20 protein-coding genes are annotated in these 18,358 nt (G+C 50.6%); 16 read left to right on the forward strand and 4 right to left on the reverse strand.

Annotated elements, in window-relative coordinates; genetic code table 11:
- Positions 1-115: 115 nt before the first annotated feature.
- The 3 genes from pyrG (at position 116) to ftsB (ending at position 3,524) form a co-directional block, all read left to right on the forward strand.
- Positions 116-1,774, forward strand: a complete 1,659-nt coding sequence (gene pyrG / locus AC07N2_RS11465; protein WP_494778387.1) for a CTP synthase — start codon at positions 116-118, stop codon at positions 1,772-1,774.
- A 78-nt stretch (positions 1,775-1,852) separates the two neighbouring features.
- A complete protein-coding gene (gene eno, locus AC07N2_RS11470; protein ID WP_494778388.1) occupies positions 1,853-3,136 on the forward strand; it encodes a phosphopyruvate hydratase in 1,284 nt (427 codons plus the stop codon).
- A gap of 55 nt (positions 3,137-3,191) precedes the next feature.
- Complete coding sequence (ftsB, locus tag AC07N2_RS11475) at positions 3,192-3,524, forward strand: cell division protein FtsB (RefSeq protein ID WP_076591774.1); 333 nt, start codon at positions 3,192-3,194, stop codon at positions 3,522-3,524.
- 49 nt (positions 3,525-3,573) lie between these two features.
- On the opposite strand, the gene hslO is transcribed toward ftsB, so the two are convergent.
- Entirely contained in the window at positions 3,574-4,500 is a 927-nt protein-coding gene (gene hslO, locus AC07N2_RS11480) for an Hsp33 family molecular chaperone HslO (RefSeq protein ID WP_494778389.1), read from the reverse strand.
- Between the two features lie 2 nt (positions 4,501-4,502).
- Positions 4,503-5,027: a gamma carbonic anhydrase family protein gene (locus AC07N2_RS11485; protein ID WP_076593959.1), complete on the reverse strand. Its 525-nt coding sequence runs from the start codon at positions 5,025-5,027 to the stop codon at positions 4,503-4,505.
- A gap of 240 nt (positions 5,028-5,267) precedes the next feature.
- Here AC07N2_RS11485 and AC07N2_RS11490 point away from each other — a divergent pair, with 240 nt between their 5' ends.
- The 12 genes from AC07N2_RS11490 to AC07N2_RS11545 all read left to right on the forward strand — a co-directional run bounded on the left by AC07N2_RS11490 (position 5,268) and on the right by AC07N2_RS11545 (position 15,924).
- Complete coding sequence (locus tag AC07N2_RS11490; protein WP_494778390.1) at positions 5,268-6,101, forward strand: ferritin-like domain-containing protein; 834 nt, start codon at positions 5,268-5,270, stop codon at positions 6,099-6,101.
- Positions 6,102-6,296: 195 nt separating this feature from the next.
- A complete protein-coding gene (locus AC07N2_RS11495; RefSeq protein ID WP_076591771.1) occupies positions 6,297-6,602 on the forward strand; it encodes a hypothetical protein in 306 nt (101 codons plus the stop codon).
- Between the two features lie 244 nt (positions 6,603-6,846).
- A complete protein-coding gene (locus tag AC07N2_RS11500) occupies positions 6,847-7,719 on the forward strand; it encodes an alpha/beta fold hydrolase (protein ID WP_494778391.1) in 873 nt (290 codons plus the stop codon).
- Positions 7,720-7,812: 93 nt separating this feature from the next.
- Positions 7,813-8,649 carry a 3',5'-nucleoside bisphosphate phosphatase gene (locus AC07N2_RS11505; RefSeq protein WP_494778392.1) on the forward strand — a complete coding sequence of 279 codons (837 nt, stop codon included), beginning with the start codon at positions 7,813-7,815 and terminating at the stop codon, positions 8,647-8,649.
- A 96-nt stretch (positions 8,650-8,745) separates the two neighbouring features.
- Positions 8,746-9,627: a protease HtpX gene (gene htpX / locus AC07N2_RS11510; protein ID WP_494778393.1), complete on the forward strand. Its 882-nt coding sequence runs from the start codon at positions 8,746-8,748 to the stop codon at positions 9,625-9,627.
- Positions 9,628-9,686: 59 nt separating this feature from the next.
- The gene (locus tag AC07N2_RS11515; RefSeq protein ID WP_494778394.1) at positions 9,687-10,310 is read left to right on the forward strand and encodes an L-threonylcarbamoyladenylate synthase; all 624 of its coding nucleotides are present in this window, start codon (positions 9,687-9,689) and stop codon (positions 10,308-10,310) included.
- Between the two features lie 142 nt (positions 10,311-10,452).
- Positions 10,453-11,109, forward strand: coding sequence for a site-2 protease family protein (locus AC07N2_RS11520; protein WP_494778395.1), 657 nt, complete (start codon positions 10,453-10,455; stop codon positions 11,107-11,109).
- A gap of 6 nt (positions 11,110-11,115) precedes the next feature.
- The gene (locus tag AC07N2_RS11525; RefSeq protein ID WP_494778396.1) at positions 11,116-12,321 is read left to right on the forward strand and encodes a tryptophan--tRNA ligase; all 1,206 of its coding nucleotides are present in this window, start codon (positions 11,116-11,118) and stop codon (positions 12,319-12,321) included.
- A complete protein-coding gene (locus AC07N2_RS11530) occupies positions 12,321-12,905 on the forward strand; it encodes a class I SAM-dependent methyltransferase (RefSeq protein ID WP_494778397.1) in 585 nt (194 codons plus the stop codon). Before AC07N2_RS11525 ends, AC07N2_RS11530 begins: the two co-directional genes overlap by 1 nt.
- Before the next feature lie 86 nt (positions 12,906-12,991).
- A complete protein-coding gene (gene dapA, locus AC07N2_RS11535; protein ID WP_494778398.1) occupies positions 12,992-13,870 on the forward strand; it encodes a 4-hydroxy-tetrahydrodipicolinate synthase in 879 nt (292 codons plus the stop codon).
- Positions 13,871-13,986: 116 nt separating this feature from the next.
- Positions 13,987-15,114 carry an NlpB/DapX family lipoprotein gene (gene bamC, locus AC07N2_RS11540; protein WP_494778399.1) on the forward strand — a complete coding sequence of 376 codons (1,128 nt, stop codon included), beginning with the start codon at positions 13,987-13,989 and terminating at the stop codon, positions 15,112-15,114.
- 30 nt (positions 15,115-15,144) lie between these two features.
- Positions 15,145-15,924 carry an MBL fold metallo-hydrolase gene (locus AC07N2_RS11545; protein WP_494778400.1) on the forward strand — a complete coding sequence of 260 codons (780 nt, stop codon included), beginning with the start codon at positions 15,145-15,147 and terminating at the stop codon, positions 15,922-15,924.
- Between the two features lie 84 nt (positions 15,925-16,008).
- Here the strand turns inward: AC07N2_RS11545 and AC07N2_RS11550 are convergent, their stop codons facing one another.
- Positions 16,009-16,239 carry a hypothetical protein gene (locus tag AC07N2_RS11550; RefSeq protein WP_494778401.1) on the reverse strand — a complete coding sequence of 77 codons (231 nt, stop codon included), beginning with the start codon at positions 16,237-16,239 and terminating at the stop codon, positions 16,009-16,011.
- Between the two features lie 287 nt (positions 16,240-16,526).
- Positions 16,527-17,648, reverse strand: a complete 1,122-nt coding sequence (locus AC07N2_RS11555) for a JmjC domain-containing protein (protein ID WP_494778402.1) — start codon at positions 17,646-17,648, stop codon at positions 16,527-16,529.
- 104 nt (positions 17,649-17,752) lie between these two features.
- Here AC07N2_RS11555 and AC07N2_RS11560 point away from each other — a divergent pair, with 104 nt between their 5' ends.
- On the forward strand, positions 17,753-18,298 hold the full coding sequence (locus AC07N2_RS11560) for an FKBP-type peptidyl-prolyl cis-trans isomerase (RefSeq protein WP_076591760.1): 546 nt from the start codon (positions 17,753-17,755) through the stop codon (positions 18,296-18,298).
- Positions 18,299-18,358 lie beyond the last annotated feature (60 nt).

The raw sequence follows: 18,358 nt of genomic DNA on the forward strand, positions 1-18,358 counted from the left end.
ATCAATAGGGGTAATTCGTAAAATCCTGTTTAAAATCCTCTGAAAACCTCAAAGAACTGCGGGGGTTTGAGGTATAATTTGAATTTCCCGCACGTGCCATTCGGCACCTTCTGTAATGACCAAGTTTGTATTCGTCACTGGCGGCGTTGTGTCTTCCCTTGGTAAAGGGATTGCCGCCGCCTCTCTCGCAGCGATTCTCGAATCGCGCGGCCTCAAAGTCACTCTTCTCAAGCTCGATCCGTATATCAACGTTGATCCAGGCACGATGAGTCCATTCCAGCATGGCGAAGTCTTCGTTACTGAAGATGGCGCTGAAACGGATCTTGACCTCGGTCACTATGAACGTTTCATCACTGCCAAGATGCGCAAGGTGAATAACTTCACGACTGGCCAGATTTATGAATCCGTGATCCGCAAGGAACGTCGCGGTGAGTATCTGGGCAAGACCGTGCAAGTGATTCCGCACATCACCAATGAAATCCAGGATTACATCTATCGTGGCGCCGAAGGTTTCGACGTTGCGTTGGTAGAAATCGGCGGAACCGTTGGTGATATCGAATCCTTGCCTTTCCTCGAAGCTGCTCGTCAGTTGAGTTTGCGCGCTGGCCGTAATGCCGCAGCATTCGTGCATCTGACGCTGGTGCCGTATCTGGTATCTGCCGGCGAACTGAAAACCAAGCCAACTCAGCATAGTGTGCAAAAGCTGCGCGAAATCGGTATTTCGCCAGACGCTTTGTTGTGCCGTGCCGATCGTCCGATTCCGGATGATGAGCGCGCCAAGATTTCCCTGTTCTCGAACGTGCAGGAAGATGCGGTGATCTCGGTCTGGGATGCAGACACGATCTACAAGATTCCACAAATGCTGTTCGATCAAGGTTTGGATCGCATCGTTTGCGAAAAACTTGCTTTGTCGCCTAAGCCAGCTGATCTGTCGATCTGGACCAAGCTGGTGCATGCACTGGAAAATCCAAAAGACAGCGTCACCATCGGTATGGTCGGCAAATACGTCGATCTGACTGAGTCGTACAAATCGTTGACGGAAGCATTGCGTCACGCCGGTATTCATACCGAAAGCCGCGTCAATATCGAATATCTGGATTCCGAAGAAATTGAGGAAAAAGGTCCGGAATGTCTCGCTAAATACGATGCGATTCTGGTACCAGGCGGTTTCGGCAAGCGCGGTGTAGAAGGCAAGATCGCTTCCGCTCGCTTCGCACGTGAAAGCAAGATTCCATATCTCGGTATCTGCCTCGGTATGCAAGTCGCGTTGATTGAATACGCACGTAATATGGCTGGCCTGAGCAAGGCTAACTCGACCGAGTTCGATCCGGACACCGAGCAGCCAGTCGTTGCGCTGATCAATGAATGGCAAAACCACGACGGCAAGGTTGAGCGTCGCGATGCCAATTCCGATCTGGGCGGCACCATGCGTTTGGGCGCGCAAACTTGCGCAGTCAAGCCAGGTACATTAGCTGCTGAAATCTACGGTGCTGAAGTGACCGAGCGTCACCGTCATCGTTATGAAGCAAATAACCATTATCTTGGTCGTGTTGAAGATGCGGGCTTGATCGTTTCTGCACGTACGCCAACTGAGTCCTTGTGTGAAATCATGGAATTGTCTCGTACCGGCGACAATGCGCACCCTTGGTATGTGGGTGTGCAGTATCACCCAGAGTTCAAGTCAACTCCACGTGATGGACATCCATTGTTCATCTCGTTCATCAAGGCGGCACTGGCGCATAAACATGCTGGGCAGGCTAAGAAAGTGGCATGATGCCGAGGCATCGTGTCAGGTAAGACAGCTTCAGATTCATACAAACGTTAAAAAAGAATTTGTGATTAGGAGAAATAGATGAGTGCAATTGTTGACATCATTGGTCGCGAAATTATTGATTCGCGCGGCAATCCAACCGTCGAATGCGACGTATTGCTGGAATCCGGCGTCATGGGACGTGCTTCCGTACCGTCTGGCGCATCGACCGGTTCGCGTGAAGCGATTGAATTGCGTGATGGCGACAAGAGCCGCTATTTCGGCAAAGGTGTGTTGAAGGCATGTGAGCACATCAATACCGAAATCTCTGAAGCGATCATGGGTTTGGATGCCAACGAACAGGCTTTCCTCGACCGTACTTTGATTGACCTCGACGGTACAGACAACAAGGCTCGCCTTGGTGCGAACGCTACGCTGGCGGTATCGATGGCGGTTGCCAAAGCTGCTGCTGAAGAATCCGGCTTGCCGCTGTATCGCTACTTTGGTGGTTCAGGCGCGATGCAAATGCCAGTGCCTATGATGAACGTCATCAATGGTGGTGCACACGCCAACAACAATCTTGATCTGCAAGAATTCATGATCATTCCAGTTGGTGCTCCTAGCTTCCGCGAAGCAATTCGCTACGGTGCAGAAGTGTTCCACACACTGAAAAAAATCATCAACGACAAAGGTCTGTCGACTTCGGTTGGTGACGAAGGTGGTTTTGCTCCTTCAGTTGAAAACCACGAAGCAGCGATCAAACTGATCTTGCAAGCGATCGAACAAGCTGGCTACGAGCCAGGTACACAAATCGCGTTGGGTCTGGATTGCGCCGCCAGCGAATTCTACAAAGATGGCAAATATCATCTGGCGGGCGAAGGCATGGCTCTGTCGAGCACTGACTTCACCAATCTGCTGGGAACCTGGTGTGACAAATACCCAATTATCTCGATCGAAGACGGCATGGCCGAAAACGATTGGGAAGGCTGGGCCACACTGACACGTTCACTGGGCAAGAAAATCCAGTTGGTTGGCGACGATCTGTTCGTTACCAACACCAAAATCCTGCGTGAAGGCATCCAGAAAGAAATCGCCAATTCGATCCTGATCAAGATCAATCAAATCGGCACCTTGACGGAAACTTTCGCTGCGATTGAAATGGCAAAACGCGCTGGTTACACAGCCGTCATTTCGCATCGTTCGGGCGAAACCGAAGATTCGACGATTGCAGATATCGCGGTTGGTACCAACTCCCTGCAGATCAAAACCGGCTCGATGTCGCGTTCGGATCGTATGGCGAAGTACAACCAATTGCTGCGCATTGAAGAAGATTTGGGCGATATCGCGAGCTACCCAGGTCGCGGTGCATTCTACAATTTGAAGTAATCGATCTCCGGTCATATAGCAAACTGTGTGACCGGATTTTTCTTGTACATGTCCGATGCGTCTCATCATTCTTTGCCTTGCAGCGCTGGTATTGCTGATTCAGTTCCCGTTGTGGTTGGGGAAGGGCGGCTGGCTGCGCGTATGGGATCTCGATCAGCAAGTGATCGCGGCACAAAAGAAGAATGACGAATTAAAGGCGCGTAACGCCAAGCTTAATTCCGAAGTGCAGGATTTGAAGGAAGGTACTGGTGCCGTTGAAGAGCGCGCCCGTTACGAGCTGGGCATGATCAAGGAAAATGAAGTTTTTGTTCAAGTGCTGGATCCGAACAAGAAATCCTCATTCGTCTCTATCCCACCACCAGTACCTGAACCCAAAGAAAAGCGTTGAACGATGCGCGTGAGATTTAAATACTCCGCACGCATCGTTTTTGTATGGCTTAGTGCTTGATCGGACTTGCTGGAATCAAGGCTTCGACTGGAGCTTCCGTCACAAAGATTTGTGCGCAATCAACCGGATCGAACTCGTAGTGCTGACCGCAAAAATCGCAATCAATCGCCAGTTTCCCCATTTCTTCCAGCGCTGAATCCACTTCCGCTTGACCCAGCATCTTCAACATCGAACCGACTTTTTCACGTGTGCAGGTGCACAGGAAGTGTGGATGCTTGGGATCGAAAATACGAATATCTTCTTCCCAGAACAAGCGTCGCATCAAGGTTTCGATATCGGTAGAAATCAATTCTTCGGTACGCAGGGTGGATGCGAGCATGACTGAGCGATCCCAGGTTCCCAAATCGCCGGTACCGGTTGCTGTGATGCCGCCTTCGTGTGGCATTTTCTGCAGCAGCAAGCCGCGCGATACATTGTCGTCAGCGGCGAGCCACAGTCTGGTGTCGAGTTGCTCTGAACGCAGCATGTAATTCTCGATCACGGTCGCAACCGTATCGCCATCCAAAGGCACGATGCCTTGGTAGGCTTGCTGCCCAGGTAATTTTTCCTTGGGATCAAGCGTAATGACAAAACGGCCTTGGCCATTAACGTTGACTAATTCTGTTAGGGTAGTCTCATCACTGATGACGGCACCATCGACCAATTTGGCAGTTGCGCGCATGTTCAATTCGGAGTCGCATTCAACGACCAGCAAGCGCAAAGGGCCATCGCCGTAAATTTGCATGACGATCGCGCCATTGAATTTCAGATTGGCGGAGAGCAGTGCTGCTGCTGACAGCATTTCACCCAAAATCGTTTTCACGGCTTTGGGATATTCGCGGCGTGCTTGTACGTGCTTCCATGTTTCTGAAATGTCGACCAGTTCGCCACGTACTACTGTGTCTTCGAACATGAATTTTTGGAGTGTATCGGCCATGCTTATCCTATCCGTTTCAATGTATTTTTAAAGTCGCGACCGCGTTCTACGTAGCTGGCTGCGATGCGATGCAGATTAGCGACGTCAGCCTCGCTCAAGGTGCGTGCAACTTTGGCTGGTGTGCCTAGTATTAGTGAGTTATCCGGGAATTCCTTGCCTTCGGTGACCAGTGCACCGGCACCGACCAGACAGTTTTTACCGATTTTTGCGCCATTCAAAATGACGGCCTGTATGCCGATCAAGGATCCTTCGCCGACGGTACAGCCATGGATCATCGCTTGATGACCGACGCTCACATTGTTTTCCAGCGTGAGAGGGAAACCTGGATCGGCATGCAGCACGGCACCTTCTTGCAGATTGCAGTTTTCACCTATCGTGATGTCTTCATTGTCACCGCGCACGGTCACTTGAAACCAGACGCTGGAATTTTCCTTGATGGTGACACGACCAACAATGGTTGCCGAATCGGTGATGTAGGCAGATGCGGCAATGTTGGGAGCGTGTTCGCCTAATTGGTAGATAGCCATGTTGTCAGTAAAATGGGTGGTTGCCGGCTGCGGGCATATTTCCAGATGAGTAGAAATATTGCTCACAGTTTTAATCGTGCTTGTTGGTTGGGCCAAATAGCGGCCAAATAAATCAATTTACTTATGTGGGGCCAACTCCTTGAATTGGAAGGCCCGGCACATTCAACGAATCGAATATTCAAGCCATGCATCTCTTTGGCTGCGCGATTCACTACAAAGGCAGCATTTTACGTTACTCACATGAATATCCCTCATTCTGTACCAACTGATAACACCGAATTACGGGCCTTGTCTCTGTACTGGCTGTGCGAGACCGATGCAAGGCGCAAGGCAAATGGCGTGATCGAATTGGCAAGATTAGGGGCTGAGGGCAGATTGAGCCTGAATACCGATGATGGTCTGCAAGCGCAGCAAGTCATACCCGGTCGTCCTGCCTTGCCAGAATTGATATCCCCCAAGTTTGTGAAGCATCGCTCCATGCGTACGACGGAAGGGCGTGCTGCAATGATCCATGCGCTCACACATATCGAGTTCAATGCGATCAATCTGGCCTTGGATGCGATCTGGCGCTTTGCCGGGATGCCGTCTGCATACTATGCCGATTGGCTAAAGGTGGCCGGCGAGGAGGCTTTGCACTTTTCTCTGCTGGCGGGGCATTTGCAGAGTTTGGGTTATCAATATGGCGATTTCCCTGCGCATAACAGTATGTGGGAGATGGCGGATAAAACCAGCGGCGATATTCTGGCAAGAATGGCCTTGGTGCCACGGACGCTGGAAGCGCGTGGGCTGGATGCTACGCCGTCGACGCGTGCCAAGCTGGCGCAGGCGGGTGATCAGGCTGCAGCGGAGATTCTGGACATCATTTTGCGTGATGAAATTGGTCATGTTGCAATCGGCAATCATTGGTATAAAGTGCTATGCGATGAGCGTGAACTTGATCCAGTGACAACTTATGCTCAATTGGCTATACACTACAAGGCACCAACTTTGCGCGGACCGTTCAACTTGGAAGCTAGGCGAGCAGCCGGGTTTAGCGAGTTGGAGTTAAGGGCATTGGCGGGCGAGTTACCCTAGATTTCGGTTTTACCTGTTTTTTCGTTGTTGTTACACCTTGTTACTGCATGGATGGAAACTTGATTAGAAGTTCATTGTCAGATCGGAAGATTGCTGTTTAGGCAATCCAATGTGCGGAAAATGCAATCGAGGCTAGCAGCGCATTATTGGCTTAAGGCATTTTTTTCATATAACTTCAATTTAAAAGGGAAAATCATGAATTCAAGCAAAACTCTCGGCACCATACTCGTAGCGAGTTTGTTGATTGCAGGTCTGGCCGCCTGTCAGAAAAAAGAAGATGTTGCTGGCACGGCTGAAACCGCTGGACAGAAAATTGATGCTGCAGCCGCAGCAGCATCTCAAAAAGTAGATGAAGCCGCTGCCAAGGTCGGTGAAGGTGTTGACAAGGCTAAAGCTGATGTCGCTCAAGGCGCTGCGAACCTGACTGACGCAACCGGCAAAAAGGTTGAAGAAGTCGGTGTAAAAATGCAGGATGCTGCCAAAGACGGCACTAGCAAGTAATTTACTTACCTACAGCGCGCCGATGATCGTTGATCGTCGGCGCGCTTTGTTGTTTACAGGCTGATTGTGCGAATCTGAATCTGGAATTTTCTTGTTTTTGCTTTGTCTCATAGTGAAGAAATAGCGAGTTGCAGTCCGAGCATTGTTTAGATGGAATGTAAAATGACCATCTGATACAGATCAGCGATGTCTTGCGTCGCGTCTTTCCACATTTTTTACACCCCGTATTTATCGGTCACTTTGCATGAAGTCTTCGCGTTCCGAATTTATTAATATCCGTGGTTTGAGCTATCACATACGACATTGGGGCAATCAGGATGCCCCGATGCTATTCATGTTGCACGGCTGGATGGATATGTCCGCTTCGTTCCAGTTTCTGGTCGATGCCTTGCAGCGTGAGTGGCACGTGATTGCGCCGGATTGGCGCGGTTTTGGCTTAAGCGATCATGCGGGTACGAATTACTGGTTTCCTGATTATCTGGGCGATCTGGATGCGATCTTGCAGCATTATTCGCCCACACAGCCTGTCTATCTGCTCGGACATAGTCTGGGAGCGAACGTTGCTGGAGTTTATGCTGGCGTGCGGGCAAGCCGAATCAAGAAATTAGTCAATCTCGAAGGTTTCGGCATGCCGACCACGCGGCCGGAAGATGCGCCTGCGCGTTTTGCCACATGGCTGGATGAGTTGCAGGGCATACCCAGTTTGCGTAGCTATGCGACGCAAGAAGAGGTTGCGGCTCGCTTGCAAAAGACGAATCCACGCTTGAGCGATGAACGCGCGGCATTCTTGTCTGCACATTGGGCTGCACCGAACGAGAGCGGCGCATGGGAAATTCAAGCCGATCCGGCGCATCGCTTGTCCAATCCGTATTTATATCGGGTGGAAGAAGTGTTGGCATGCTGGAAGCTGATCACAGCGCCGGTCTTGTGGGTGGAAGCGAAGAATAGTGAATTACTCACGCGTATGGGATCTAAAGAAAAAGCGCGCGCAGAAATAGACCGGCGTATTGCATCGATTCCAAATGCCACCATCTTGATGGTGGATAACGCCGGCCACATGCTGCAGCACGATCAGCCGGAAATTCTGGCGGCGGCAATTGATCAATTTCTGGATTGAGTGCTGGCCCCGCATTTGCTTTAGGGCAAATAGCGCTTATCGCGCGTACAATTCAACCATGCGTTGCTTCTAGCGCTATATAACTGATTTTGCATGCTAAACGTAGATCTTCACTGCCACTCTCATTTTTCTGACGGTACCTTGACACCGACGGCGCTGGCTGCCCGCGCCAAAGCGAATGGCGTCGATGTATGGGGAATGACAGACCACGATGAAATCGGTGGCATTGCAGAGGCGCGTGCCGCTGCTGCTGCACTGGATTTGCCATTTGTACCTGGTGTGGAGATTTCAATTACGTGGTCTGGCCAAACTGTGCACATCGTCGGTTTGCAAATCGATGAAACGAATGAGGTGCTGGTTAAAGGGCTGGCAGCAACCCGTGGTGGTCGTGAGCCGCGCGCGCGCGAAATCGCCGAACAACTGGAAAAAATCGGCATTGCAGGAGCGTATGAAGGCGCACTCAAGTTTGTCGATAATCCGGATTTGATTTCCCGCACACATTTTGCCCGTTACATTATCGAGTTGGGTTTGTGTGACAACCTGCATGATGTCTTTGATAATTACCTGGGTGAAGGCAAGCCGGGTTTTGTGCCGCATCGCTGGGCAAGCTTGCAAAATGCGGTGGAGTGGATACGTGCTGCAGGCGGTGTGGCAGTGATAGCCCATCCGGGGCGCTATAAATTCAGTGATCTTGCATTTGATGCTTTATTTAATGAATTTAAAGGCTTCGGCGGTGTCGGAATTGAGGTGACGACGGGTAGTCATACTGTCGATCAATATGATTATTATGCCAAGATAGCGAACAGCTACGGTTTCCTGGCTTCGCGCGGTTCCGATTTTCACGGTCCCGGCGAATCGCGTGTCGATTTGGGTGCACTTCCGGCATTACCGCTCGGTGTGCGTCCGATTTGGCATGATTGGCGTTTGTGATAGCTGAGCAATTTCTGATCAGTATGTTGCGCTCTTGAAATTTTTGATTGCGGCCTTATTTAGGAATCGCTCTTAACCCCCTTTGGAGGCTATTGAATGAAACGAATTTTCCTCTTCATTGCAACGAATATTGCAGTGATTGCGGTGATGTCTGTGGTGCTGTCGCTCTTGGGCGTGGACCGCTTTATTACACAAGCTGGCTTGAATTTGCCGATGCTGCTGGCATTTTCGCTGGTGGTTGGTTTTACCGGTTCGTTTATCTCGCTGTTGATCAGCAAGCCTATGGCTAAATGGTCGACTGGTGCGCGTGTCATTACGGCGCCATCGTCGAGCACTGAACTGTGGCTGATTGATTCAGTTCGCAAGCTGTCGGAGCGCGCTGGTATTGCGATGCCGGAAGTAGCTGTCTATGACGGCGAACCGAATGCATTTGCAACCGGTGCTTTTAAAAACTCCGCTCTGGTTGCGGTATCGACCGGCCTGCTGCAAAGCATGACGAAAGATGAAGTCGAAGCTGTGCTGGCGCATGAAGTTGCTCACGTTGCCAATGGCGACATGGTGACGATGACTTTGGTGCAAGGCGTGGTGAATACCTTTGTCGTATTCCTGTCACGTGTGGTTGGTTACTTTGTTGATCGTGCGCTTTCGTCACGCGACAACAATAACAACGGCGGTCAAGGTATTGGTTACATGATCACGGTCATGGTGTGTCAGGTCGTGTTTGGTATCGCTGCTTCGGTGATCGTTGCATGGTTCTCGCGTCATCGTGAGTTCCGCGCTGATGCAGGCGCAGCTAAATTGCTGGGTAGCCCGCAGCCTATGATGAAAGCGCTGGCACGTCTTGGCGGTATCGAACCTTCGAGCTTGCCGCAAGGTTTAGCTTCGCTGGGTATTAATGACAAGCCTGGATTTGCTGCTTTGTTTTCGAGCCATCCACCGATTGAAGACCGTATTGCAGCATTGCGCAATATCCAATAATTCTTTATCGGGAACGTATGGCGGCGGTGGCCTGAGGGCTGCCGCCGCTCTTATTTTTTATGAGCCAATTCTTTCAGATTCATCCGGAAAATCCGCAGGCGCGCTTGATCACTCAAGCCGTGCAAATCGTCAGAGATGGCGGGATCGTCGCTTTGCCTACCGATTCCTGTTATGCCTTGGTATGTCATCTCGACGATAAGGATGCTGTTGCACGTTTGCGCCGGATACGTAATGTCGACGACAAACATCATCTGACATTGTTATGCCGTGATTTGAGCGAGATTGCGCTCTATGCGAAAGTCGATAATCAGCAATATCGCCTGCTGAAGTCGGCAACGCCTGGACCGTACACCTTTATTCTGGAAGCGACCAAGGAAGTCCCGCGTCGCCTGAGTCATCCTTCACGCAAAACCATAGGGCTGCGCGTACCGGAAAACCGCATCGTGCATGCTTTGCTGGAAGAACTCGCGCAGCCATTGCTCGGGACTACGCTGATCCTGCCGGGTGAAGATGAGCCGCTGACCGATCCGGAAGATGTGCGTGATCGCTTGAACAAGGTGGTGGACTTGGTAATCGATGGTGGTGCTTGCAGTTTTGAGCCGACCACCGTCATCGATTTGACGAGCGGTGAACCTGTGCTGCAGCGTCAAGGGCGCGGCGATGTATCGCTATTCGGTCTGTAATTCAAACTATTCAATCACGGTTGGTGACTGATGTCGTCAACTGTGTCTTGTATGCTGCCGTTCATCCCAATGAGAGTGCGCATATCCGATTGCTTTATCTGTTGTCACAAACGACAGCATCCCCTCTGATAAAATCCTACCGATGAACGATCTTATTCAAACTTTTGCTGTTTATGCATTGCCTATCGTATTCGCGATTACCTTGCATGAGGCTGCACACGCGTATGCGGCCAAATACTTTGGCGATACCACTGCTTATGCGCAAGGTCGCATGAGCTTGAATCCGATCAAGCATATCGATCCTATTGGTACTTTGCTGATTCCTATCGCGCTGTATTTCGCAGGTAGCCCGTTTCTGTTTGGCTATGCGAAGCCGGTGCCGGTCAATTTCGGTAATTTGCGCAATCCGAAAAAACAGATGGCATTTGTGGCGCTGGCTGGACCTGCGGCAAATCTGGTGATGGCCTTGATGTGGATGCTGATGGAAATTTCGTTGCGTGCTTTTGGTTCAAATGAAGAATTTCTGATACGTATGGCGCAGGCCGGTATTTTTACAAATTTGGTGATTTTTGCCTTTAATTTGTTCCCGATTCCTCCGCTCGATGGTGGGCGTGTTATGACGAGCATTCTGCCGCATAAATATGCGTATAAATTTGCGCAGTTGGAGCCGTATGGCTTCTTCATCGTGCTGGCGCTGGTATTCCTGAAAGTGCTGCACTTCTGGATGGTGCCAGTGATGGCTATTGCCGAAATAGGATTACGACTGCTTGTTTCCCCTTTTACTTTTTTACTGAACTGAGTTTTTATGTCTATCGATCGCGTTGTTTCCGGTATGCGCCCGACGGGTGCGCTGCATCTTGGCCACTATCATGGTGCGCTGAAGAACTGGGTCAAATTACAAGATGAAGTTCCTTGCCTTTTCTTCGCCGCCGATTGGCATGCATTGACGACGCATTACGACGATCCTAGTCTTATCGAAAGCAGTACTTGGGAAATGTTGATCGACTGGCTGGCGGCCGGTGTCGATCCGATGAAGTCCAGCTTATTCATCCAGTCCCAGGTTCCTGAGCATGCCGAGTTGCACCTGCTGCTCTCCATGATCACGCCACTGGGTTGGCTGGAGCGTGTGCCGACTTATAAAGATCAACAGGAAAAATTGTCGGAGCGTGATCTCGCGACTTATGGTTTCCTCGGTTATCCCTTGCTGCAAGCGGCAGACGTATTGATTTATCGTGCGACGCAGGTGCCGGTTGGCGCCGATCAAATTCCACACATCGAAATGATGCGCGAGATCGCGCGTCGCTTTAATCATATGTACGGCAAGGAAAAAGGCTTTGAAGAAAAAGTCGCCGAAACATTGAAGAAATTAAGCAGCAAGCAAGGCAAGCAATACAAGGAGTTGCGTGCTGCGTATCAAGAGCAGGGCAATGCCGAAGCTTTGGGCTGGGCGAAAACTTTGCTGGATAGCGTGCAAAGCATCAGCGAAACCGATCGCGAACGCTTGTTCGGTTATCTGGCAGGCACCCGCAAGCAGATTTTGCTCGAACCACAAGTGCGCCTGACGGAAGCATCGCGCATGCCTGGGCTCGATGGACAGAAAATGTCCAAGAGCTATGGCAATTCGATTACCTTGCGTGAAGACAAAGAATCGCTGACCAAGAAAATTCGTACCATGCCGACCGATCCAGCGCGTGTGCGTCGTACCGATCCAGGTGACCCGGAAAAATGCCCAGTATGGCAATTGCATCTGGTGTATTCCGACGCGGATACCAAGGATTGGGTCGTCAAGGGCTGCAAGTCTGCCGGGATTGGTTGCATCGAATGCAAACAGCCTGTCATCGACGGTGTGTTGAAAGAGCAGGAGCCTATGCGTGAACGTGCACAAAAGTACATCGATGATCCGTCATTGGTACGCGCGATTGTGGCAGATGGACGTGACAAAGCGCGTGTATTGGCGCAGGAAACCATGCGCGAAGTTCGCGATGCGATGGGTTTGAGCTACAACAACTGATGATTGCCCAAGGTACCAATGCGCACAATGCGCTGGATCAGCCATCGACTTGGGTGGCGCGTTTTGCGCCCTTGATTCCTGCTGGTGAAGTGATGGATTTGGCTTGCGGTGCAGGGCGTCATAGCCGACTGTTGGCGCAACACGGGCATCCGGTGTTGGCGGTGGATCGTAATGCCGATGCGTTGACGCTGGCAGCGGGCAAAGATATCCAAACCTTGCAACTGGATCTGGAAACGGACAATCCGGCTCAGACATGGCCGTTTGCAGACTATCGTTTTGCCGGAATAGTCGTTACCAATTATCTGCATCGCCCACTCTGGGCGCTCATGGTTGCCAGTCTGGCTGCGAACGGTGTCTTGATTTATGAGACTTTCGCACTGGGAAATGAGCAATTTGGCAAGCCTTCCAATCCTGACTTTTTGCTGAAACATGGCGAATTGCTGGATGTCGCCCGTCAGTATGACTTGCAAGTCGTCGCCTATGAGGATGGCTATATTGCAGAGCCAAAACCGGCAATGGTGCAGCGGATTTGTCTGATCAAGGCTGAAAATGGCCTTGCGGCTGAGAATCTTCGCTTAATTTGATCTTCTATTCTAGGCAAGACAACACCACACAAGCGGGCTATCCGCTACAATCTAATACTCTCTAATTTTTTCGCTCACACACTATTATGATTCAGGGCAGCATAGTCGCAATCGTTACTCCCATGCACGCTGACGGCTCACTCGATTTGCCGGGCTTGCGTAAATTGATTGATTGGCACATCGCCGAAGGTACGGACGGCATCGTGATCGTCGGTACTACTGGTGAATCGCCTACCGTCTCGGTTGACGAACATTGTGAACTGATCCGCGTCGCGGTTGAACATACCGCTAAGCGTATTCCTGTGATCGCTGGTACCGGCGGTAACTCCACTTCAGAAGCGATTGAATTGACTCAATTCGCCAAAGATGTCGGAGCGGATGCTTCCTTGCTGGTCGTGCCTTACTACAACCGCCCAACGCAAGAAGGTATGTATCAGCACTTCAAGAAAATCGTTGAAGCAGTTGATCTGCCTGCGATTCTCTATAACGTGCCAGGTCGTACCGTGGCGGATATGTCGAACGAAACGATACTGCGTCTGGCGCAAATTCCAGGCGTGATCGGTGTGAAAGATGCGACTGCGAATATCTCTCGTGGCATTGATTTGTTGCGTTTGGCACCAAAAGGTTTCCTGGTGTATTCGGGCGACGATGCAACTGCGATGGCATTGATGTTTTGCGGCGCTAAAGGCAATATTTCCGTTACCGCAAATATCGCACCGCGCGCCATGCATCAATTGTGCGATGCTGCGATGAACCAGCGCGTAGCTGAAGCTGTCGAAATCAACAACAAGGTTTCCCCTCTGCATAACAAGCTGTTTGTCGAGCCGAACCCAGTGCCAGTGAAATGGGCGATGGCCGAAATAGGCTTGATCCCAACCGGTATGCGTTTGCCTATCGTGCCATTGGCTGCGGAATTTCATGATGTCGTGCGCGCAGCAATGCGTGAATCGGGTGTATTACAATAAGTCCCGATTTGGCACGTGCCTCTGATATCGACGGCTGAACCTGCTTTTAAAAAGTATTCAACATTATGACTCGGAAGATTTCTTACATGGCTCAATGCAGCTTCGCAAAACGTGGAATGGCTTACGTGCTCGTGCTCTCCGGCCTGGCTGGATGTAGCTCTATCAATTCGATGCTGGAACCAGGTCGTATCGATTACAAAAGCGAGGGGAGCAAGACCAAAACGCCTACGCTGGAAATTCCTCCGGATCTGACTCAGCTCCAGCGCGAAAATCGCTTCGGCCTGCCGGATGCGAGTCGCGGTACGGCAACGGCATCTTCCTATAATCAGCAGCAAGTCACGCGTCCTGCCGAGGTAGCAGCAACGGTTGCACCGAAAGCGCTAGCCGATGTCCGCATCGAACGGGATGGCATGCAGCGTTGGTTAGTCATTAATGAGTCGCCTGAAGTGTTGTGGCCGAAAATCAAGGATTTCTGGCAAGACAATGGCTTCCTGATCAATCTCGATTCGCCACAGTCCGGTGTGATGGAAACCGATTGGGCAGAAAACCGCGCAAAAATTCCACAGGATTTCCTGCGTTCGACACTGGGCAAGGTATTCGATTCCCTGTACTCGACCGGCGAACGTGACAAGTTCCGTACCCGTCTTGAGCGCGGTCCTAATGGCACTACCGAGGTCTATGTTAGTCATCGCGGTGCTGAAGAGGTGTTGACCGGTTCGGATAAATCAAACACCGTCTGGACTGCACGCCCATCTGATCCAGAGCTGGAAGCAGAAATTCTATCGCGCATGATGGTGGCTTTGGGTGTGGAAGGTACACGTGCCAAGGCAGCCGTCGCCAATGTCGTTGCGCAATCGTCACGCGCCAAATTGGTCAAGGCGCCAAGCGGTGATTACGTTCAAGTTGATGAAGGTTTCGAGCGCGCATGGCGTCGTGTCGGTTTGGCACTGGATCGCGTCGGCTTTACCGTAGAAGATCGTGATCGCACACAAGGTTTGTATTATGTTCGTTACGTTGATCAAGGTGATGATTCAAAAGTGACCGAGAAAAAAGGTTTCTTTGCGAATCTCTTTACCTTTGGTTCAAGCAAGGCTGAGAAAGATAAAGCTGCTGCGCGTTATCGCGTTTCCATCAAAGGCGCTGCCGATTCCAGCCAGATTTCTGTGCTGAATAACGACGGCAAGCCGGAAACATCGAAAACAGGCGAGCGCATTCTTGCTCTGTTGAATGAGCAACTGAAATAATTTGTGTATGCCGACTGACGAGGTTTGCGCTTGAAGTTTGCCAGCCTCGGCAGTGGCAGTGAAGGAAACGCTCTACTCATTTCTACCCAATCCAGCACGACAAGTACGACGGTCATGCTGGATTGCGGCTTCGGGATACGGGAAACCGAACGACGTCTGGCAAGACTGCAGATGGTTCCAGGCGATCTTGCCGGAATAATCGTCACCCACGAACATCAAGACCATGTCGGCGGCGTATTCAAGTTCGCGCGACGTCATAAGCTCCCTGTTTGGATCAGTTACGGCACCTATCAAGCTGTGCATGATAAATGCGATGGCGTAGCGCTCAATTTTTGCCGTGATAGCGAACCGTTCACGATCGGCGATCTTCAATTATTGCCTTACACGGTGCCGCACGATGCGCGAGAGCCGGTGCAGTATGTGGCAAGCAATGGTGTGGCCAAGTTGGGTGTATTGACTGATGCCGGGCATGCAACGTCACATGTGATTGCGGCCTTGGGTGGATGTGATGCACTGATGCTGGAGTGTAATCACGATAAACAGATGCTGATGGACTCAACCTATCCGCCATCGCTGAAGCAGCGTATAGGCGGTGCTTACGGCCACTTATCCAATCAGATGGCAGGGGAAATATTGGCCGCGCTGGATAAATCGCGTCTGAAGCGTATTGTAGGCGCGCATCTCAGTCTGAAAAACAATACGCCCGATCTTGCGCGTGCGGTATTGACGCATGAGGTATCTGATCAAGTTGAGGTGAGAATTGCTTGCCAGGAAGATGGTTTCGACTGGCTGGATGTCGCGCCCTATTGACGGACGTCTTGAGGCGATAAGATAGATTTGAAATAGGCATAAAAAAGCCGACCTAGTGGTCGGCTTTTTCATCCAAAAAATGGATTACTTAGCTGCAGGAGCGTCAGCTGCTGGTGCTGCTGGAGCAGCAGGAGCTTCTGTTGCTGGTGCTGCTGGAGCTTCAGCTGCTGGAGCTGCTGCTGGTGCTTCTGGAGCTGCTGCTGGAGCTGCTGGAGCTTCAGCTGCTGGAGCTGGTGCAGGTGCTGCTTCTTCTTTTTTGCTGCATGCGGTCAAAGCGATAGCTAACAGGGATGCGATCAGCAGGGATTTTGTCATGATTATCTTTCAATAATGAATCTAGGTTGATATTAATGTGCGATGAATAATTACCGGTAATTATCGCTCTATAGGGTGCTTCGTATGTATTTCGAACCATAATGCTGCGGTGCGATGAAACGAAACCTTCCTAACCGATAATTATAGTCCTTCTTTTTGCTTGTGACACAACACTTTTACATTTTGGTAAGTGCAATGTTGTAACAAAATATGAAAATTGGCGTTCAAATTTTGCCGCGTCCCATCTTCCATGCGAAATAACTCCGGGTAATTTCGTTTATTTGGCGTTATCCCAGAGTTAGCCAGCCATCTTTGTGCCATGTATGGAAGGCATCAATGACATCTGCAGAGGCAGAAGCGATAATCGTTCCACTCAGATGCCGTTCATTGGCCAATTCCTTCAAAATGGTTAAATCTTCCTCACCAACCTCAAACGAAGTGCCATTTATGAAGATGTAATTGCTGCGATGCAGCATTTGCGTCTTGAGTGAAAGTTTGATGCCGCTTTTCTTTGCATTCTGCAAAAAGCGAGTTCTGGTCAGGTTCTCTTCTGGCGCGTCGAAATACACTTGCGCCTTGGGTTCGGACAAATATTCGCCGAGGAAGAGAGCAATATCTTCCTGAGTAAAACGCACTTTGTTCAATTCGGCAGTCACGCGAGACAACATCGCGCTGCTGATTTCAGCACGGTGTTTGGATGGTTTCAAATCAGGGTCGGCATAACGGCCCGGCAAGTCTATGGAATCGATCATCGATTCCAGGAATGCTTCGCCCAACTCCTGATAGGACGGCGCACGGAAGCCGATGGAGTAAGTCATGCATTCATCCATCGCCACGCCTTCGTGTGCGTACTGCGGTGGCAGGTACAGCATATCGCCGGGCGCGAGTATGAATTCTTCTTCTGCTTTGAAGTTTTTCAGGATCTTTAGCGGCATGTCTTCGACTAGCGTCAGATCTGTTTGTGCACCGATGCGCCAGCGTCTATGTCCATGCGCTTGCAGCAGGAAGACGTCATACGAATCGAAATGCGCGCCGACGCCGCCGGTTTCGGTTGCATAACTGATCATCAAGTCGTCGAGGCGTGCATCCGGCACGAAGTCGAATTGGCGCATCAGAGCATCAACCTTCTCATCGACCAAATTGACGCCTTGCACCAGCAAGGTCCAATCTTTTTGCGTCAATGGAGGAACCTGGTCGAAGGGACCGTTGTCCATGTTCCATTGGCGTTTGACGTGTGTAATCAAGCGCGATTCAACGTCATCGCGTTTGACGAGATCAAATAATTCGTCGCGTGTAAGCAATGCTTGGAAATCAGGAATAGCTTGGCGTATCAATAATGGTTTTTTATGCCAGTAGTCGCGGAGAAATTCTGCAGCGGTCAGGCCGCCTAAAAGAGTCAATTTTTTCATGGCGTCATTATATAGGTAGGTGTATTACGCTGGAGAGTAGAGTAGCGATGCTATCTGGCAGGTGCGCGGGTATAATTGCGGCCATATTAAATGAAAGGATCATCATGAAGATTGCCAAAAATACGGTCGTGACCGTGGAATACAAATTGTCAGACGCGCAAGGCGATTTGATTGAAGACGGCCGTGAGCCTATGGTGTATTTGCACGGCGGCTACGAAAACACGCTGCCTAAGATTGAAGAAGCGCTGGACGGCAAGGAAGTCGGCTTTGAAAACACTATTCAAGTCGAGCCTGAGGATGCTTTCGGCGAATACGATCCTAATCTGGTCAAGATCGAGCCACGCGGCCGTCTGCCGACACCTCTGGAAGTAGGCATGCAGTTCGAAGGTTCGCCAGAAACGGAAGATGAAGATGAGCAACCGCTGATTTTCACCGTGACCGATATCGCTGATGACAAGGTTGTGCTGGACGGCAATCATCCATTGGCTGGGATGGCTTTGCGCTTCACCTTGAAAGTAACGGAAGTGCGTGAAGCAACTGAAGAAGAAATTGCACATGAGCACGTACACGGCGCACATGGTCATCATCATGGTTCGGAAGATGATGAAGGCGAAGAAGGCGATCACTTCCGCACACATCCAATTCACTAATTCGATTTATTCGTCGTGAATGAGTGCAGCCCGGAATAAAACGGGATGCCACTTGATGGA

It is taken from the genome of Herminiimonas sp. GW821-FHT09C12 (genome assembly GCF_059416385.1).

Excerpts from the sequence above, each read along its gene's own strand:
- AC07N2_RS11515 (WP_494778394.1), top strand. The coding sequence starts at position 9,687 with ATGAGCCAATTCTTTCAGATTCATCCGGAAAATCCGCAGGCGCGCTTG.
- eno (WP_494778388.1), top strand. The coding sequence starts at position 1,853 with ATGAGTGCAATTGTTGACATCATTGGTCGCGAAATTATTGATTCGCGC.
- AC07N2_RS11560 (WP_076591760.1), top strand. The coding sequence starts at position 17,753 with ATGAAGATTGCCAAAAATACGGTCGTGACCGTGGAATACAAATTGTCA.
- hslO (WP_494778389.1), bottom strand. The coding sequence starts at position 4,500 with ATGGCCGATACACTCCAAAAATTCATGTTCGAAGACACAGTAGTACGT.
- htpX (WP_494778393.1), top strand. The coding sequence starts at position 8,746 with ATGAAACGAATTTTCCTCTTCATTGCAACGAATATTGCAGTGATTGCG.
- AC07N2_RS11530 (WP_494778397.1), top strand. The coding sequence starts at position 12,321 with ATGATTGCCCAAGGTACCAATGCGCACAATGCGCTGGATCAGCCATCG.
- AC07N2_RS11500 (WP_494778391.1), top strand. The coding sequence starts at position 6,847 with ATGAAGTCTTCGCGTTCCGAATTTATTAATATCCGTGGTTTGAGCTAT.
- AC07N2_RS11485 (WP_076593959.1), bottom strand. The coding sequence starts at position 5,027 with ATGGCTATCTACCAATTAGGCGAACACGCTCCCAACATTGCCGCATCT.
- AC07N2_RS11525 (WP_494778396.1), top strand. The coding sequence starts at position 11,116 with ATGTCTATCGATCGCGTTGTTTCCGGTATGCGCCCGACGGGTGCGCTG.
- AC07N2_RS11520 (WP_494778395.1), top strand. The coding sequence starts at position 10,453 with ATGAACGATCTTATTCAAACTTTTGCTGTTTATGCATTGCCTATCGTA.
- pyrG (WP_494778387.1), top strand. The coding sequence starts at position 116 with ATGACCAAGTTTGTATTCGTCACTGGCGGCGTTGTGTCTTCCCTTGGT.
- AC07N2_RS11505 (WP_494778392.1), top strand. The coding sequence starts at position 7,813 with ATGCTAAACGTAGATCTTCACTGCCACTCTCATTTTTCTGACGGTACC.
- AC07N2_RS11555 (WP_494778402.1), bottom strand. The coding sequence starts at position 17,648 with ATGAAAAAATTGACTCTTTTAGGCGGCCTGACCGCTGCAGAATTTCTC.
- AC07N2_RS11495 (WP_076591771.1), top strand. The coding sequence starts at position 6,297 with ATGAATTCAAGCAAAACTCTCGGCACCATACTCGTAGCGAGTTTGTTG.
- AC07N2_RS11490 (WP_494778390.1), top strand. The coding sequence starts at position 5,268 with ATGAATATCCCTCATTCTGTACCAACTGATAACACCGAATTACGGGCC.
- bamC (WP_494778399.1), top strand. The coding sequence starts at position 13,987 with ATGGCTTACGTGCTCGTGCTCTCCGGCCTGGCTGGATGTAGCTCTATC.
- dapA (WP_494778398.1), top strand. The coding sequence starts at position 12,992 with ATGATTCAGGGCAGCATAGTCGCAATCGTTACTCCCATGCACGCTGAC.
- AC07N2_RS11550 (WP_494778401.1), bottom strand. The coding sequence starts at position 16,239 with ATGACAAAATCCCTGCTGATCGCATCCCTGTTAGCTATCGCTTTGACC.
- ftsB (WP_076591774.1), top strand. The coding sequence starts at position 3,192 with ATGCGTCTCATCATTCTTTGCCTTGCAGCGCTGGTATTGCTGATTCAG.